The 16528-nt window shown below is 59.5% G+C and carries 15 protein-coding genes; 5 read left to right on the top strand and 10 right to left on the bottom strand.

The window, feature by feature from the left end; translation table 11 throughout:
• Positions 1-195: 195 nt before the first annotated feature.
• The 3 genes from RV1423_RS04305 to RV1423_RS04295 are packed head-to-tail and all read right to left on the bottom strand — an operon-like array spanning position 196 to position 2771.
• Positions 196-963: an ABC transporter ATP-binding protein gene (locus RV1423_RS04305; RefSeq protein ID WP_155835023.1), complete on the bottom strand. Its 768-nt coding sequence runs from the start codon at positions 961-963 to the stop codon at positions 196-198.
• Positions 964-986: 23 nt separating this feature from the next.
• Positions 987-1760 (bottom strand): ABC transporter permease, encoded by a 774-nt coding sequence (locus tag RV1423_RS04300; RefSeq protein WP_034293532.1) that lies wholly within the window; start codon positions 1758-1760, stop codon positions 987-989.
• A 9-nt stretch (positions 1761-1769) separates the two neighbouring features.
• Positions 1770-2771: an ABC transporter substrate-binding protein gene (locus RV1423_RS04295; protein WP_034293530.1), complete on the bottom strand. Its 1002-nt coding sequence runs from the start codon at positions 2769-2771 to the stop codon at positions 1770-1772.
• A gap of 476 nt (positions 2772-3247) precedes the next feature.
• Between RV1423_RS04295 and RV1423_RS04290 the strand changes: the two genes are divergently transcribed.
• The gene (locus RV1423_RS04290) at positions 3248-4219 is read left to right on the top strand and encodes a LysR family transcriptional regulator (RefSeq protein ID WP_231502046.1); all 972 of its coding nucleotides are present in this window, start codon (positions 3248-3250) and stop codon (positions 4217-4219) included.
• A 92-nt stretch (positions 4220-4311) separates the two neighbouring features.
• Here the strand turns inward: RV1423_RS04290 and RV1423_RS04285 are convergent, their stop codons facing one another.
• Together RV1423_RS04285 and RV1423_RS04280 are read right to left on the bottom strand one after the other, a co-directional pair.
• Entirely contained in the window at positions 4312-4707 is a 396-nt protein-coding gene (locus RV1423_RS04285) for a cupin domain-containing protein (RefSeq protein WP_051516477.1), read from the bottom strand.
• Positions 4708-4734: 27 nt separating this feature from the next.
• The gene (locus RV1423_RS04280) at positions 4735-6072 is read right to left on the bottom strand and encodes an FAD-binding oxidoreductase (protein WP_034293528.1); all 1338 of its coding nucleotides are present in this window, start codon (positions 6070-6072) and stop codon (positions 4735-4737) included.
• Between the two features lie 315 nt (positions 6073-6387).
• On the opposite strand from RV1423_RS04280, the gene RV1423_RS04275 reads away from it, so the two are divergent.
• The 4 genes from RV1423_RS04275 to RV1423_RS04260 all read left to right on the top strand — a co-directional run bounded on the left by RV1423_RS04275 (position 6388) and on the right by RV1423_RS04260 (position 11332).
• Positions 6388-7134, top strand: a complete 747-nt coding sequence (locus RV1423_RS04275) for a glycosyltransferase (protein WP_081768682.1) — start codon at positions 6388-6390, stop codon at positions 7132-7134.
• A gap of 332 nt (positions 7135-7466) precedes the next feature.
• Entirely contained in the window at positions 7467-8186 is a 720-nt protein-coding gene (locus RV1423_RS04270) for a gluconate 2-dehydrogenase subunit 3 family protein (RefSeq protein WP_034293526.1), read from the top strand.
• A gap of 2 nt (positions 8187-8188) precedes the next feature.
• A complete protein-coding gene (locus RV1423_RS04265; protein WP_034293524.1) occupies positions 8189-9964 on the top strand; it encodes a GMC family oxidoreductase in 1776 nt (591 codons plus the stop codon).
• Between the two features lie 12 nt (positions 9965-9976).
• Complete coding sequence (locus tag RV1423_RS04260) at positions 9977-11332, top strand: cytochrome c (protein WP_034293522.1); 1356 nt, start codon at positions 9977-9979, stop codon at positions 11330-11332.
• Between the two features lie 185 nt (positions 11333-11517).
• Here the strand turns inward: RV1423_RS04260 and RV1423_RS04255 are convergent, their stop codons facing one another.
• Genes RV1423_RS04255 through RV1423_RS04235 form a run of 5 tightly spaced genes read right to left on the bottom strand, consistent with a single transcriptional unit; the run spans position 11518 to position 16528 of the window.
• Complete coding sequence (locus RV1423_RS04255; RefSeq protein ID WP_231502045.1) at positions 11518-12360, bottom strand: hypothetical protein; 843 nt, start codon at positions 12358-12360, stop codon at positions 11518-11520.
• Between the two features lie 23 nt (positions 12361-12383).
• Positions 12384-13379, bottom strand: a complete 996-nt coding sequence (locus RV1423_RS04250) for a twin-arginine translocation pathway signal (protein ID WP_034293519.1) — start codon at positions 13377-13379, stop codon at positions 12384-12386.
• A 10-nt stretch (positions 13380-13389) separates the two neighbouring features.
• Positions 13390-14454: a hypothetical protein gene (locus RV1423_RS04245; protein ID WP_034293517.1), complete on the bottom strand. Its 1065-nt coding sequence runs from the start codon at positions 14452-14454 to the stop codon at positions 13390-13392.
• Between the two features lie 2 nt (positions 14455-14456).
• Complete coding sequence (locus RV1423_RS04240) at positions 14457-15842, bottom strand: MBOAT family protein (protein ID WP_034293515.1); 1386 nt, start codon at positions 15840-15842, stop codon at positions 14457-14459.
• 11 nt (positions 15843-15853) lie between these two features.
• Positions 15854-16528: an alginate O-acetyltransferase AlgF gene (locus RV1423_RS04235; protein ID WP_051516475.1), complete on the bottom strand. Its 675-nt coding sequence runs from the start codon at positions 16526-16528 to the stop codon at positions 15854-15856.

Raw genomic sequence — 16528 nt, 5'->3', positions numbered from 1 at the left:
TTTTTCCAAAACTTTCCACGGGGCGCAGACTGAATCATTCCAATCCCAAGTGTGTCCGCCTGGATTTGTCAAGACACGTTCCTCACACCGCATCTCGCGCTGCAAATGACGTAGGAAGACTGCGTTTATCGTGAACTTGACCGGTCAGGCGGGCTGGAAATGAATCCCGACCCGCCTTTACGTTCTCGAAATGAGCTACAAACGGCCGGCTTCCAGTCCTTTCATCACCTCGACTTGCACGGTTTCCCAAATGGAGCGTTTCAGATCGATATAACGCTGCGAGAGCTGAACATCCGCTGTGCGCGGATGCGGCAGGTCGTTGGCAATATCCTGCACTACGCGCCCGGGCTTGGAGCCCATGACCACCATGCGGGTCGACAGCATGAGCGCCTCATCGATCGAATGCGTGATGAAGATGATGGTCTTGCCGCTTTTCTCGTAGATGGAAAGCAATTGCTCCTGCAGCACCTGGCGCGTCATGGCGTCGAGTGCGGCAAACGGTTCGTCGAACAGCATGACGTCGGGATCGTTGGCCAGCACCCGGGCGATCGAGACGCGCTGCTTCATGCCGCCGGAGAGCTTGTTGGGGAAGCTGTTTTCGAAACCCTTCAGGCCGACCATTTCGATGTAATACTGTGCCACTTTGGCGCGTTCTTTGCGTGATACGCCGCGCATCTTCAGACCGAACTCGACGTTCTCGCGCACGGTCTTCCATGGGAACAGCGCATACTGCTGGAACACCATGCCACAGGCCGGATCGACATCCTTCACCTCGCGGCCGTTGACCCAGATGCTGCCGGAACTGGCGCGCTCAAAGCCGGAGACCAGGTTGAGCATGGTCGACTTGCCGCAACCCGACGCACCCAGCAGCACCAGGAATTCGCCCTTGGCTACCTGCAGGTCGACACGTTCGAGCACCTTCAATGCACCGAAAGATTTCGCTACGCCGCGGAACTCGATCATCGGCTTGCCATCGGCTTTGCTGTTTATTTCTGCCATGAGAGTACGCTCCTTTGGATCAGGCGGAAGACGATGTCGGTCGCGAGCACGGTGAAGCTGATCAGCACCATGCCCAGCACGACGGTATCGGTCTGGAAGAATTCCTTGCCGTTCATGATCATGAAACCCAGGCCTTCCTTCGCGGCCACCAGCTCCGCGGAAATCACGCAGGTCCACGAAAGGCCGAGGATCACTTTCATGCCTGACAGGATCTGCGGCATGCAGCCCGGCAGGATCACTTCACGCATGACCTGCCAGCGGTTGGCGCCGAGGTTGCGCGCGGCGCGGATCAGCAGCGGGTCGATATTCTGCGTGGCTTCGATCACATACAGCAGAGCCGGCGTGACCGCGCCCATGAATACGATGCTGTACTTCTGCGTTTCGGTGATGCCGAACCACAGCAGGGTCAGCGGAATCCAGCTCATCGACGGCAGCGGGCGTAAAAAGGACAGGATGGGATCGAAAATGGCACGCGCCACTTTTGAAGTGCCCAGCATGATTCCCAACGGGATCGACACCAGCACTGCAGCCAGGAAGCCGACCATCACACGGCGCGCGGAAGCGAGGATGTTGATGATCAGCGTATCCTGGTCCCACATGCGCAAGGCCCGCCCCAGGACTTGAGACGGCGCCGGGAGGAACACCGCGTCGACGATGTCCGCCCGGCAGACCATTTCCCACACCAGCAGGAAGGCAAGCAGGGAGACTGCCGACAGCGTGAACAGCGTGCTGCCGTGCAGCCACTCTTTTTTCTCAGCCATTCGCGTGCCTCACAGGTAGGTTGTGTTGACCCATTGACGCACTTGCGGCACGAAGTCGATCTGTTTGAGTTTGAACAGCATCTCCGACAATTTCTGCAAACTGACGACAAAATTGCCCGGGTTCTCCATCAGCGTCTTTTGATCCGCAAGAGTAAGCCATTCTGTTTGCTTGATCACTGCAACTTGCTCCTCCAGACTCAGCGAGGAAAGTTCCAAGAGGATTTTCGCAGCCTCTTCGGGCTTCTGAGTCATAAACGCATTGGCCTCAAAAATTGCCTGAACAAATCCTTTAACGGCGCTCGGATTTTCCTTGCCGAAATTGGTTCTCGTCAGCAGAACGTCGGGTCCGGGGGACATCTTGTAGCTTTTATAGAGGGAGAAAGCAGTGTCGTCGAATAGCAGGCGGGTGTTGGGCAGGGCGCGGATGCGGTCGAAAGTCGGCGTCCATGCGGCAACGGCATCCACCTGATTGCTTTTGTATGCGGTCAATAGTTCGCTTGACGGAAGATTGATCAGAGACAGATCCTTGTCGGGGTTGATCCCATACTGCCCAAAGACATCCAGGAGCAAAACATGCGCGCTGGAAGCGTAGGTTACGCCGACCTTCTTCCCTTTGAGATCGGCTATGGTCTTGATGGAGTCGCGGACCAGCACCCCCTCGGAACGGCCATAATTATTTGGCGTGGCGATCAATTGAAACTGCTTGGCGCCACTGGCCATCAAAGCGAGCGCCGATACGACGCCGGTACCGGCAATGTCGACGTTTCCTGCCATGACAGCAGCCATGCGCGAGGAGGATGTGGCGAATGACTGCCAGCGCAGATCAATACCGTGCCTGGACATTATTCCCGTCTTCATCGCAATATAAGCCGAGTAATGTCCCAGCCAAGGGGATCCGCCGTAGTTAATCACCGTGGGCGCTGCCGCGCGCGAAAGAATGGGGAATCCCATCGAGCCGGCAGTTGCCAGCGTGATGGCTTGCTTCATGACCCTGCGTCGAGTTTTGTTCATTGCTTGCTCCTTCTTTGGATGTAAAATCTCTCGATGAGACACGGTCACTACCCCTTGTCCCCTCCCTAATCCCGTCATGGCAGAGACTGGTTCGCACAAGGCAGACCAACTATTTCCGATCGCCCATGATGAGGCAGGTGGTGATATTACAGATTCATGACGACATACGATGGCGATTAAGGAAAATTAATAAGTACTATGTAAAGGGCTAATTCGGGCGCTTCACGATGGTGCGGATACTCCCTATGCATGTGCATCCGGACTCTGCGAGCAACTTTCCAGTGAATACGGCCAGGAAAATAATTGAGCGACAACGTAATGCGCCGTTCTAATGTGGCCCAATTGAAAACCTGAAGACATTTGCACCTGATCTATTTATAGATCGCGCGTCGACTCAGGAGCATTAACAGAGCACCGCTTGCGACGCCATGCTTTCGTAAAGCAGGTCCTATCATCAATCTTCGATATTTTTTCGCATGACATTACGTACCTTAATGCCTTCAGTCGACCTACGTGCATTACAAGCATTTGTGACCGTATGTGAAACAACCTCCATGACAGAAGCGGCGCGTCTTCTTGGCGTAACCCAAAGTGCTGTAAGCCAATTGGTGAAAGCGCTGGAGATTGAGCAAGGAGTTGCGCTCCTGGATCGCGATAGTCGTCCATTGCGGCCCAATGCTGCCGGGAGGACATTGTTAGAGAAAGCCGGCGCATTGCTGGAACATGCGCATGCTGTATCTCAAAGCGTACGGGAAGCCTCCGGTGGCGGTACGGCGCGCTTGCGCATCGGATGCGTGGACTCATTCGCGGCCACTGTCGGTCCTGCGCTTGTCAATAAAGTACTTGGTTCGGTGCAAAATTTGTGGATGTGGTCTGGCCTGACGCCTGCGGTCAGTGACCAACTGGTTAACCGCGAGTTGGATATTGCGATATGCACCGAGTCGACAGTAGACCCTGAACGTGTGTCTCAAAACGCTCTGTTTTCTGAAGCATTCGTAGCAGTTATCCCCCGAAGTTTCCACCCATCTCGCAAAACTTCGTTCATTGATGCCGTAAGGGAACTCCCGTTGATACGATATTCACGTCGACAAACGACAGCCCAGCAAATGGAGCGTTTCATTCGGCACATTGGCATCGACGAACCGAGGCGATATGAATTCGATGCAACGGACCCTATTTTCAGTCTGGTTGCGTCTGGCCAAGGATGCGCAATCACTACTCCGCTTTGCCTCTGGCAAGCGCGTCATTATCTACCCGATCTCGTCATCGCGGATCTTCCCGAAAGCCCGCTGGCACGCCGTCATTTCTTTTTGCTGACGCGTGTCGGAGAGTGGACGGAAATGGCAAAAATTCTTACCCGGCATACGATTGCGTCGCTCAAAAACGAGGTTGCTCCGGCAATCAGGGACGCCATCCCGGATTTGCCGCCGAACGCATTCATTTTCTGACCGATGAACAGCGGAACAGCGCAAAAAAAACGACTCCGCCAGGCAATGAACCGACACGATGCTCATTGCCTTGACGGAGTCGGTCTGGCTTTTTAAGAATCTGACCCGTTACCGGCGGCTGCCCCGTTAGCAACGGTCATATAAACAAAATGCTTACGGGTTCGAGCGAGAACTTTCAAGGTTCCCTTGAATCCCGGCTCCAGAACGAACACATCGCCTGCGGAATATTCAGTGGGTTCCCCTCCCAGAGGCGTGATGACGAATCTACCCTCCAGGACATGACAGTATTCCCAATCGCCATAATCGAGCATCCATGTTCCGGTGGATGACTCCCAGGTACCGGTTTGAATTTTCCCGTCGGGAGACTCGTACTCGCTGACGATAATCGCTTGCGGATCCCCTGATTCAGCTTTGCCGGCCCAATCAGGATTCACTTGCGCCTCTCCTTTGTCAAAACGGCGAGTATAAAGATGATGAGTTGTTTTCATTTCATTCCATTCCACATTCAAGAGTGATCAAAATCCAGCATCGACGACAATCCTGGAGCCGTCCGTAAACCGCCCGAATCTGAATGGCGCCGGATCCACCGATGGTCTGTCGTTCGTCACCAAATCCGCCATCAATGCGCCGGCTGCAGGCCCTATGCCGAATCCATGCCCTGAGTACCCCGTAGATACGAATAGACCGGGAATGCGGTCAATCTCGGAGATGACCGGGATGGCGTCCGGCGTCACATCCATATATCCCGCCCATTGTTGGGCAACTCGCAGATGCGAAAGATGGGGGAACGTCTCAATAAATTTCCGTAGCCCAGTCGCGATACTTTTTTCGACAGGCTCCGGATCCAGAATCCGCATCTTCTCGAAGGGGGAGGGGCGATCCAATTTCCATTTGCGAGGGCGGATCAACTCATCCCAGGAGCGCTTCCCCAGAGTGATCCTCAATGCGCCTCGCTGACTCTTGAGCGCTTCGATGTATTTGAAGAAAAGGCGAAAGGCATCAGGAGTGATGTCTGCGTAAGTGCGAAATCCGCTCGCGATGGTATAGCCGCCATCCTCTCGCTTGCGAAAAGCGAACTGCTTGTTGCTGGCGCCGATAACAGGACCACCTTCGATCGGCTCCGTGCGAAGCACCGAGCCTTTTACCAAGAGCTGAGGCAGTTCCACGCCGATACTTCCCAAGAACAGGCGCGACCATGCTCCGCCTGCAACGACGACATTTTTGCAGGCAATCGATCCATGCTCGGTTAAAACGGCGCTGACTCTGCCGGCAGTCGTCTCAATACCGCGCACAGCACATGGAGCGAACACCTTTCCGCCCAGTTTTTGGAATGCCCTTGCCAGTGCGGGTGCAGCCTTCTGGGGTTCGGCCCGGCCATCTCCCGGCGTGTACAGTCCGCCCCGAAAAGACACCTTGGATCCCGGCAGAAGATTGGAAATTTCTGCCGGCCCGACTTCCCGTGTATCAAACGAATCGCCGGCGGCATCCCGCGCTTTTTTTAGCCAGGCATGATAGTTGTCCAATACACTTTCGTCAGACGTCATGTAGAGCAAACCGGATTGAACATAGCCCGTATCGACATCGAATTCTTCTTTTAACGAGCGCCAAAGTGTGGCGCTCTCTATGCTCAAAGGAAGTTCGCGAATGTCGCGCCGTGTCACCCGAACCCAGCCCCAATTTCGGCTGGATTGCTCTGCCGCCACTTGACCTTTTTCAAAAACGGCGACACTGAGTCCCTTCTTTTGTAAATAGAGCGCTGTGCAAACGCCAATAATCCCACCTCCGACAATTGCTACATCGATCGCGCTCGGTAATTTGACATCCGACGGCACGTGTTCTACATGTGGTCCCATGATATTTTTCGTTCGCCCAATACAGTGATTTCGATGGGACGAGAGGTTGCCACAAGGGCTGAAAAATATGGGCAACATTAGTGAAATTAATTGGGCGATTCACCATTCGCCAAGGTCTCACGATGATTCTCTTGTTCGCCGCCCATGTGGCGGCAGGTTCGACGCGCAAACGGTTCGGATGTAGGATAAACTCCCTTGGCACCAGCCCCTTCAGAACTCTTGGCCGTAATCTCGGTCCACCATAGGCAAGCCCCCAGCGAAGGCTGATCCGGCCATTCGAAGAGCATCATTCACGGCGTCGCCGAAGGGAATTCCATGCCAACAGACTCTTTGCCGGAAAGCAGGCAATCCATCTCGTGTGTCATCTGTGCCTTTAATGAGGCGCCTCGCATCGCCGCCGTGCTGGAGGTGGTGTCCAGACACCCGATCCTCCACGAAGTGATCGTCGTCGATGACGGATCGACCGACGGCACGGCGGAAGTGGTAAAGCAATTTCCTTCCGTAAAACTGATATCGAGCCAGGTCAACCAGGGCAAGAGCGCGGCGATGGCGGCGGGCATAGCGGCAGCGCGATGCGAGATCCTGATGCTGCTCGATGCGGATCTCAAGGGCCTTCGCGGCGACCACATCACAGCGCTTGCGGAGCCTGTCCTGGACGGTAGCGCGGACGTCGGCATCAGCCTGCGGAAAAACAGCCTTTATATTTTCCGCCTCATCGGTCTCGACTTTGTTTCCGGCGAAAGAGTCATTCGCAAAGACATACTGACCGAGGCGCTGCCGCAGATGTTGCTGCTTCCCAGGTTTGGAGTTGAAGTCTTCATGAACAAGCGGATCGTTGAACGTCGGCTTTCCATTGCGGTCGCTCGCTGGATCGAAGTCACGCAATCGAGAAAGACCGAAAAGCTGGGCTATTGGCGAGGCATTGCCGCCGAATGGCGCATGATCGCCGACCTGCTGCATGTCCACTATCCCGTCGCATTGATTTCGCAAACCGTCGACTTGCTGTCGTTGCGGGTCAAGGCTGCGCCCTTGAGCATACGCGAGAATTTAAAATCGACCTGAGAGGGCGGAAGAACCGCCGCCGATCAGGCAAGCGCCTTGATGATCCGGCGATCTGATGGTCTTGGTCGTTCTCCCGGTTGTTGGCTAAAATCAATCACGTCAAGATGCCTCAGGAAGGGCCGCCAGAATTTTTTTCCCATTCGGCATAAAATAGCGATCTTCCTTCGGCCCGCGACAGCATCCGATTGATATGCACAAGTATAAGAGACATCCCGAGTTGCTAAATTGACAGGGCGCCTGTACTTCTTGCGTCCCTATCGATTGGCTTTGTGCGAATTGCGGGTTGTCTCTGTATTTGGTCTCCTTTACAAAAACAGATCAGAGGAAAAATCATGTCTGAAGATAAAGAGCCGAGACGGCGCTTCTTGCGCCAGGTCTTCGCCATCGTCCCAGCCGCAACGCTAGGTGGCGCCACTACAGTAGCCGTCAGCAACACAGCCGCAGCAGATCCGGCAGAACCCGGTAAGGCGCGCGCCTACCAGCCCACCTTCTTCAACGCAGCCGAATGGGCGTTCATCAACGCCGCGGTTGACCACCTCATCCCCTCCGACCAGTATGGCGCCGGCGCAATCGAAACCGGTGTGCCGGAATTCATCGACCGCCAGATGGAGACTCCCTATGGCGCCGGCAAGCTCTGGTACATGCAGGGGCCGTTCCATCCCGACTCGGTGCCCGAGCTGGGATATCAACTGAGCCTGCCGCCGCGCGATATCTATCGCCAGGGCATCGCCGCCTGTAACGCCTGGTGCCAGAAAAACCACGGCAAGGTCTTCGCCGAACTGGACAAGACCCTGCAACTGAGCACCCTCAAGGCCATGGAAGGCAACAAGGCCGAATTCGACACCATCCCCGCCAAGACTTTCTTCTCTTATCTGCTCAACAATACCAAGGAAGGTTATTTCGCCGATCCGATGTATGGCGGCAACCAGAAGATGGGCGGCTGGAAGATGGTGGGTTTCCCGGGCGCGCGCGCAGACTTCGCCGACTGGGTGGACCAATACAATGTGAAGTATCCATACGGCCCTGTGTCGATCTTGGGTGAAAAGGGCTGATCATGGCAATCAAAAAAGACAAAGTTGACGTAGTGATGATCGGGCTCGGCTGGACCGGTTCCATTCTGGGCCAGGAACTTACCGAGGCCGGTCTGAACGTGCTGGCGCTGGAACGCGGCGACATGCGCGACACCAATGCCGACACCCCTTATCCGAAGGCGGTCGACGAACTGAGGTACGCCGTGCGCGGCGAGCTGTTCCAGGATTTGTCGCGTGAAACCGTCACCATACGCCATGGCGTCAATGACGTCGCGGTGCCGTATCGCCAGCATGGTTCTTTCCTGCTGGGTAACGGCGTCGGCGGCGCCGGTTTCCACTGGAACGGCATGATGTACCGCAATCTGCCGGAAGAACTGGAAATGCGCACTCACCATGAGCAGCGCTACGGCAAGAAATTCATTCCCGAAAACATGACCATCCAGGATCACGGCGTGACCTATGCCGAACTGGAACCGTTCTACAACTTCGCCGAAAAAGTGTTCGGCACCTCCGGCAAGGCCGGCAATATCAACGGCAAGATCGTGGAAGGCGGCAATCCGCTGGAAGCCGCGCGCAGCGAAGAATTCCCGTTGCCGCCGCTGAAATATCAGTACAGCGCCTCGCTGGTGGACAAGGCCATGCGCGAAGTCGGTTTCCATCCCTATCCGACCCCTGCGGCCAACGCTTCGGCGCCGTTCACCAATCCCTACGGCGTGCGTCTGGGACCCTGCAACTACTGCGGCTTTTGTGAAAACTTCGGCTGCTACATGTATTCCAAGGCCTCGCCGCAAACCACCATCCTGCCGGTGCTGCTGAAGAAAGAAAACTTTGAAGTGCGCACCCGCGCGCATGTGACCAAGATCAATCTCGACTCCACCGGCAAGAAGGCCACCGGCGTCACCTACATCGATGCGCAAGGGCGTGAAGTCGAGCAGCCGGCCGATCTGGTCCTGCTGACCGCGTTCCAGACCCACAACGTGCGCCTGCTGCTGCTGTCGGGCATCGGCAAGCCTTACGATCCGGTCACCGGCGAAGGCGTGGTGGGCAAGAACTTCGCCTATCAATACAACGGCGGCATCAACGTGCTCATGCCCAAGGGCACGCAGTTCAACCCGTTCGCCGGCACCGGCGCCGGCGGCGTCGGCATGGACGACCTCAATGCCGACCAGTTCGACCACGGCCCGCTCGGTTTCATCGGCGGCGCCAGCATCCGTCACGTACGCTACGGCGGCCGTCCCATCAAGCAGACCTCCACCGTGCCCGGCACGCCCAATTGGGGGTCGGACTGGAAGGCCGGCGTGCAGGACGCCTACCAACGTTATCTGACCATCGGCATGTCCGGTTCGGTCATGGCCTATCGCGACGCCTACCTGTCGCTGGACCCGACCTATCGCGACGCCAACGGCCAGCCGCTGCTGCGCATGACCTTCAACTGGCATGAAAACGAAGGCAAGATGCTGACCTACATCGGCAGCAAGATGGAAGAAGTGGGCAATGCCATGAAGCCTGAAAAAGTGTTCAAGGCGGTGCGCAAGACCGGCTCGCTGTACGACACGCGCGCTTATCAGTCGACCCACCTGACCGGCGGCGCCATCATGGGCACCACGCCGAAAAACAGCGTGGTCAACCGCTATCTGCAGAGCTGGGATGTGCCCAATGTGTTCGTCTACGGCGCTTCCGCATTTCCGCAGAACATGGGCTACAACCCGACCGGGCTGGTCGCGGCGCTGGCGTATTGGTCAGCCAAGGCAATCCGCGAACAGTATTTGAAAAACCCAGGTCCGCTGGTTCAGGCATAAGGAAAACACAACGTGATCAAGCACTATTTCATTGCTGCCATGGCAGCGGCCTTGTCGTTGGGCACGGCTTCCGCGTGGGCGCAGACTGCGGCGCCGACTTCGGTCTCAGCTTCAACCCCGATCGGCGCCGAACAGGGCCAACTCATCAAGCGCGGTGAGTACCTGGCGCGCGCAGGCGACTGCGTGGCCTGCCACACCGCCACCGGCGGCAAGCCCTTTGCCGGCGGCCTGGGCATCGCCACGCCGATCGGCACCGTGTACTCGTCCAACATCACGCCGGACAAGACCAACGGCATCGGCAACTACAGCGAGCAAGAGTTCGACCAGGCCTTGCGTCACGGCATTCGCAAGGACGGCGCCTCGCTGTACCCGGCCATGCCTTACACCTCGTACGCCAAGGTCAGGCCGGCTGACGTCAAGGCGCTGTATGCCTACTTCATGAATGGCGTGAAGGCCGATCCGGCGCCCAATCGCCCGGTCGATATCACCTGGCCGTTATCGATGCGCTGGCCGCTGTCGATCTGGCGCAAGGTGTTTGCGCCGGCCGTGGCCGGCGACGAGATCGTCGGCGCCGGCGCCGATGCCCAGATCGCCCAGGGCCGTTACCTGGTCGAAGGCCTGGCCCACTGCGGCGCTTGCCATACGCCGCGCGGCATGGCCATGCAAGAGAAGGCGCTCTCCGACGATGGCGCCAAGTTCCTCTCGGGCGGCGTGATCGACGGCTACCTGGCCAGCAACCTGCGCGGCGATCACCGCGACGGCCTGGGCAAGTGGAGCGAGCAAGAGATCGTGGACTTCCTCAAGAGCGGCCGCAACGGGCATTCGGCGGCATTTGGCGGCATGGCCGAGGTAGTCAGCAACAGTACGCAACACTTCACTGATGCTGACCTGCAAGCCATCGCCAAGTACCTCAAGTCGCTCGCGGCGGTCAATGCCGGGGTTGCCCCGCTGGTCTACGACGACAAGGTCCATAAGGCTTTGCGCGCCGGCACCGACCAGAGCAACGGCGCCATGACCTTCCTCAACAACTGCGCGGCCTGCCACCGCAGCAGCGGCCACGGCTATGACCAGACCTTCCCGTCGCTGGCGTTGAGCACCACGGTCAACGCTGAGAATCCGGCGTCGCTGATCCGTATTGCGCTGGAAGGCGGCGAAATGCCATGGACCAAGACCGCGCCGACGCAGTTCGCCATGCCTGCTTTTGGCGGACGGCTGTCCGATCAGGATATGGCCGATGTCCTGACCTTTGTCCGCAGCAGTTGGGGCAATAATGCACCAGCCGTTACGCCGGACATGGTGGCCAAGGTGCGTAAGGAAGTGTCGAAAAAGACTGCGGCAGCGGGTTCGGCTCCGGCGGCCAAGCCCTGATAAGAAGTCGTTTTAAGGAAGTACCGCATGCGGCCATCTCAAAAGGATGGCCGCATTTTTTTGTGTCGTGTTGAGCGCGGCTTTATCGATAACCCTTATTTTCCGGATTGTCGGCTGCATTGCACGGAGTGCAGACGGTATCGATTTCGGATGATGCCAGCGACGCCACCTGCGAAGGGGGAGATCTAATCGGGGCGGACGAAGCGTTGCAGGCGGGCTACCGTATCTTCCGAAACATAACGCGGGCCTTCAAACAGATACAGCGGAAAGTCGCCATAGGCCGCCAACTGCCGTTCCAACTCATCCAGCGTGGCGGGCCGGAATCCGCCCGCTGCGGCGGGACGAAATGCTTCGGCGATCATGCGCACGCGTTGCTGCCCGAAGCGCTCGCGCAAGATGCGGAAATAGCCGGCTGCGACTCTCGGCTCGCGCGCATACACGCCGACGCCGTCCTGGAACAGGATGCCGATATCTTCCGGCAGCCAGCGCTGCAGCCAGTCGGCCAGCGCGTTGCCGCCGATGTTGCTGTTGTCGTAGACGCTCACCCACAAAGGCTTCGGCAAGCGTTCCAGCAAGGCCGCCAGTTGCGGCGCTTCCTGCCAGCTCGGATCGATCTCGACCGGGAAGTACCAGCCTGAAACCTTGAACGGACGGGGCAGGGCGGCGATGCAGAGCGACGCCGTCAGCAGCGCTGCGGGATCGGCGCGCGCGGCGCGTTCGTCGAAGCGACCGGCCAGGCCGACGATGATCTCCTGCGCCCAGGGTTCGGCGGCGATGCGCGGCCAGTCAGGCTGTTGCGGCGCCGGCGCACCGCAGGCGCCGACGAAGCTGATGCCATCGACCACGCTCCATTGCACCAGCAGTTCATGGGCGCCCAGGCGATGCCACTGGCCTCGCGGTTGCGCGTTGTCGTTGTCGGGTTGCCAGACCGTGCCGACGATTTGCGGCGGCGCCGCACAGGCGCCCAGCAACAGCGTCAGCAAGACGGACAAGAAGCGCGGGCGCAGCGGCGGCACAAGAGGGTTCATGAGTAAAGAATAATCGTGCGGGCTTATCTGGACAAGGCTGCTGCCACGCGGCTGCGCCAGGAGGCCGCGCTCATGACGCCTTTGGCATCCCAACTGTCGGCGGCATCGGGGCCGTTTTCCAACTGCGCTTCGTTGAATTGCCAGACGATGACCTTGGTCTTGTGCTGGGCGAATTCGGCGTTTTCCAGCGCATCGAGCAGTGTTTTCCAGGGGCCGACATTGCCCGGGTTCCAGGTCAGGCCGACCGCCTGATCGAGCAGGTTGGACAGTTTTTGCGTATAGCCGAGATAGGGCTGCACAAAGCTGTTGCCGACCACCAGCACCTGCGCCGGCGCGCTGTCGAGCAAGGCCGCGTTGGCTCCGGCTTCAGCCTGCTTGCGCACGGTATAGATATCGCGGCCGATACGTTTGCGGTCTTCGGGCGACATGAAGTTGGTGGCGAGGTCGCCGTAGCGCCGGTCATTGGTCCACTCGCCCAGCGTTGCGCCGCCGCCGGCCGCAGGCAGGCGCCACTGTGTGCGGATCAGTTGCGCGGTCGCTTCGGCCGAAGCTTCGGCGGCCCATGCGGTCCAATGGTAGTCGGCGCGGTAGAACGCGGTTTGCTTGCCTTGCTCGACCGCCTGCAATACTGCGCGATCATCAAAGGTGGGGATGCCGGCTTTGGCCAGCAGCGTCTGGATGTCGCCATAGCGCGACTGAATATCCGCGGACAACCTGGTTGTGGCGGGTAACCGCTGTTGATAGAACGCCGCTTTGGCGGGCACCACCATCAGCACCAGTCCGATCTGTTTTGTCTGGAGCTGGTCGCGCACCTCCTGGACCAGTTTCAGGTTGGCTTCGAGGCGGGCGCGTTCGACCTTGTCGCTGCGCTCCCAGCCGGGAAACAGCCAGCCGTCCTGGCCTTCGATGATCGATGGCGCCGCGTGCGCCGCGCCGCCCAGCAGCATGGCGTACACCAGCGCCTTGCCGCATGCCGATGCCAGCGCGGCGGCGGCGGATTGCAGATGGGATTGCTTCATGATGAACTCCTTATTGTTGCAGATATGCCTGTTCGTCTTTGGTCAGCGGCTGGTACAGCACGCGCAGCGGCCATTCCCAGATCAGCAGCCGGATGCCGTCGAGCCGCGCCGGATGTTGCAGCAGATCCAGCAGGCTGCCGGCAAAGCCGCTGCCCAGCCGGCTCTGCTGCACGATTTCCTGCTTCATTTGCAGTTGCAGATAATCGATAAAGCCTGAATTGAGCGAATACGATGAACCGGCCAGCATCACGGCGGGCGCGGCTACATCGTCGAGCAGGCCGCCGCTGTGTTCGATTTGCAGCGTTGCATCGCGATCGGTGTCGGCCGGCGGTGCAAATGGCGGCTGGTTGCGATCGATGCCGGCCAGACGCATCAGGTCGCCGCTGCGGGCGTGGGTGGTTGCATCTGTGGTCAACCGCATCGCCGTCGGTTGCGCCGGCGTCGGCAGTTGCGCCGCAGCGATGGCGTCGGCGATGCGGCCGGCGGCGAAGGCGGCGCCATCGCGATCCCAGTGGCTGTCGGTGCGCCAGTAGCCGGGCGCAACCCAGCCGGTGCTCAGGTCGACCTGGAGCAATGGCAAGCCGGCCGAAGCCTGTCGCCACGCCTGGCGACGCTGGCGCGCCTGCGATGAGATCGCCAGGCCGCACAATGCGGCCCCGGTCTGTTCAACCTTGTCCGGCACCGGCGCTGCGATCACGGCGATGCCGCGTCGGTGAAGCGCGTCGAGCAACTTGTGCGCCAGCGCGATGCGCTGCGCCAGATGACGTTCGCCTTGCGGCGTCTCGACGATTTCCTCGGTCAGGAACAGCCAGCCAGGACATGCGCTGCGCACTTGCGGATCGGCGTCGCCGGTGGCGGCGTAGAGCAGGCCATTGATCCAGCGCCCGGCAGTCTTGTCGGCGGGCAGGGCCAGGCCGATGTGCTGGTCCAGCACTTGCGTGACGCCGCCGTCAAGCCAGGATGCCTGGCGCAGCTTGTGCGCCAGCGCGGTTTCACCGGCCAGGCGCCAGAGCAGCAACGCACAACCGCTCGCCATGATGAGCAGGAATGCCAGGGTGGTGAACTTGCGCGCCATCGTCAGAACTGGAAGTAAAGGAAAGGAACCACGGTGCGCCCTTGCAGCACCCAAAGGGCCAGCAGCCAAACCGGCAAGGTCAGCCAGCGCGCCAGACGCAACACGCGTTGACTCATGCGCGGCAGCGGCGCGCGGTACAGCGGCAGGTAAACCAACACCAGCCCGAGCAGCAGGCAGATCATCTGATTGGCGTGCAAAGCGGCGGAAAATGCCGGCGACAGCCCCCAGCCGTTGCCGCCGGTCAGCGCGCCGAGCATGAGCGCAACTTCGTTCCAGCTTTGCGCGCGGAACAGCAGCCAGCCCAGCATGACGAACAACAGCGTCAGCGCATGCGCACACCAGAACGGCAGCGCCGGGGCGCCCCGGGTGCGCCACAGGCGTTCGACCGTCAATCCCAGTCCGTGCCACAGTCCCCAGACCATGAAGGTCCAACTGGCGCCGTGCCACAGCCCGCCCAGCGCCATGGTGATCAGCAGGTTGATGCAACCGCGCACCAGGCCCTGACGATTGCCGCCGAGCGGAATATACAGATAGTCGCGCAGCCAGCTCGACAGGCTGATGTGCCAGCGGCGCCAGAAATCCGACAGCGACAGGCTGAGATAGGGCGTGTTGAAGTTTTCCGGGAATTTCAGCCCGACCATCAGGCCCAGGCCGATCGCCATGCTGCTATAGGCAGCGAAGTCGAAGTACAGTTGCAGGGTGTAGGCCAGCACCGTCAGCGCGCTGTCGGCGGCGCTCGGCGCCGACAACCGATAGCCGCTGTCGACCAGGGGCGCGAGGGTGTCGGCCAGCAGGATTTTCTGTGCAAAGCCGAGCATGAAGCGTTCCGTCCCGGCGGCGAATTCCCCGCGATCAAAAGCGCGCCATTGCAGCCGCTGCGCCACCCATTTGTAGCGCACCACCGGACCGGCGACCAGGTGGCCGAACATCGACTGATAGGTGGCGTAGTTGATGAAACTGGGTTCGGCGGCCACGGTGCCGCGATAGATATCGACCGAATAGGAAATCGCCCCGAACACGAAGAACGATAGACCGATGGGCAGCACCACCGCCTGCCAGCCGCTGAGCGGCGCGCCCAGCCAGATCAGGCTGCCGGCCAGCAGGTTGGCGTACTTGAACCACAACAACGCCAGCAACGGCCAGGCAATGGCGACGATCAGCACGCGGCGGCGCTTGCCGCCTTGTGCGGTCTCCAGCCGGCGGCCGGTAGCCCACGACCACAGCGCGATGGAAACGATCAGCGGCAGGAAGTCGAGCCGCCACCAGGCATAGAACAGCCAACTGAACGCCAGGATGGTCAGGTTGCGCCAGCGCCTGCCGACGACGGCATATGCCAGCAGGAACAGCGGCAGGAACAGGAAGACGAAACTGGTGCTGGCGAATACCATGGCAAGCCGCGTCAGCGCGAACCGGAAAAGGCTTCGGTGGCGTCGATCTGTCCGATCAGGCGCGGATTCCCGGCATCGCCGAACAGGAACAGGCTGGCATGGTCGCCCGACTTCAGCGGCGGCAAGGCCAGCGCGGCTGACGCCGTATTGTCGCAGCGCCCCAGCAAGCGCGCCTGCACCGGATTGATGGTGCGCTTGCGATGGTCGCCGTAGGCGACGCGTTCGAAGATGGTTGCGCCATCCTGTATGGCAAGCGCGGCATTGCAATCGCGCGCCAGGTTATAGAAGCGCAGTTCGGCCTTGAGATCGTTGCGGCCATCGGTGGCGTCGTTGATCAGCAAGGCCTGGTCGGTACCGTTCAAGACCACGGTATTGAAACTGTCCGGCTTGACATGGATGCGCTCCAGCAGGCGGCCGTCGGCCTTGATCGCGACGTCGACGGCGGCATCGACCACGCGGTAGTCGCTCACGGGTTTGCGCTTCGGATCGAGCGTATCCTGCTTGCCGCCGAATTCGACCTTGACGGTTTTCTTGGATGGATTGACCACGCGCAGATAGCTCGATCCGGCCGGCGCTTGCGGTGCATAGAGGCGGGCGATTTCCTGGGCGCTCGCGGTCAGCGCGGTCAGCGCGAGTGCGCCCGCGGGCAGCAGACGGGCGATGCGATGCGTCAGTTTGTTTGTCAT

Origin of the sequence: Herbaspirillum sp. RV1423 (assembly GCF_000577615.1) — a bacterium.
Classification (GTDB): Bacteria; Pseudomonadota; Gammaproteobacteria; order Burkholderiales; family Burkholderiaceae_D; genus Herbaspirillum.
Note: the sequence above shows the minus strand (reverse complement) of the source record. Positions and strands in the feature narration are given on the sequence as shown.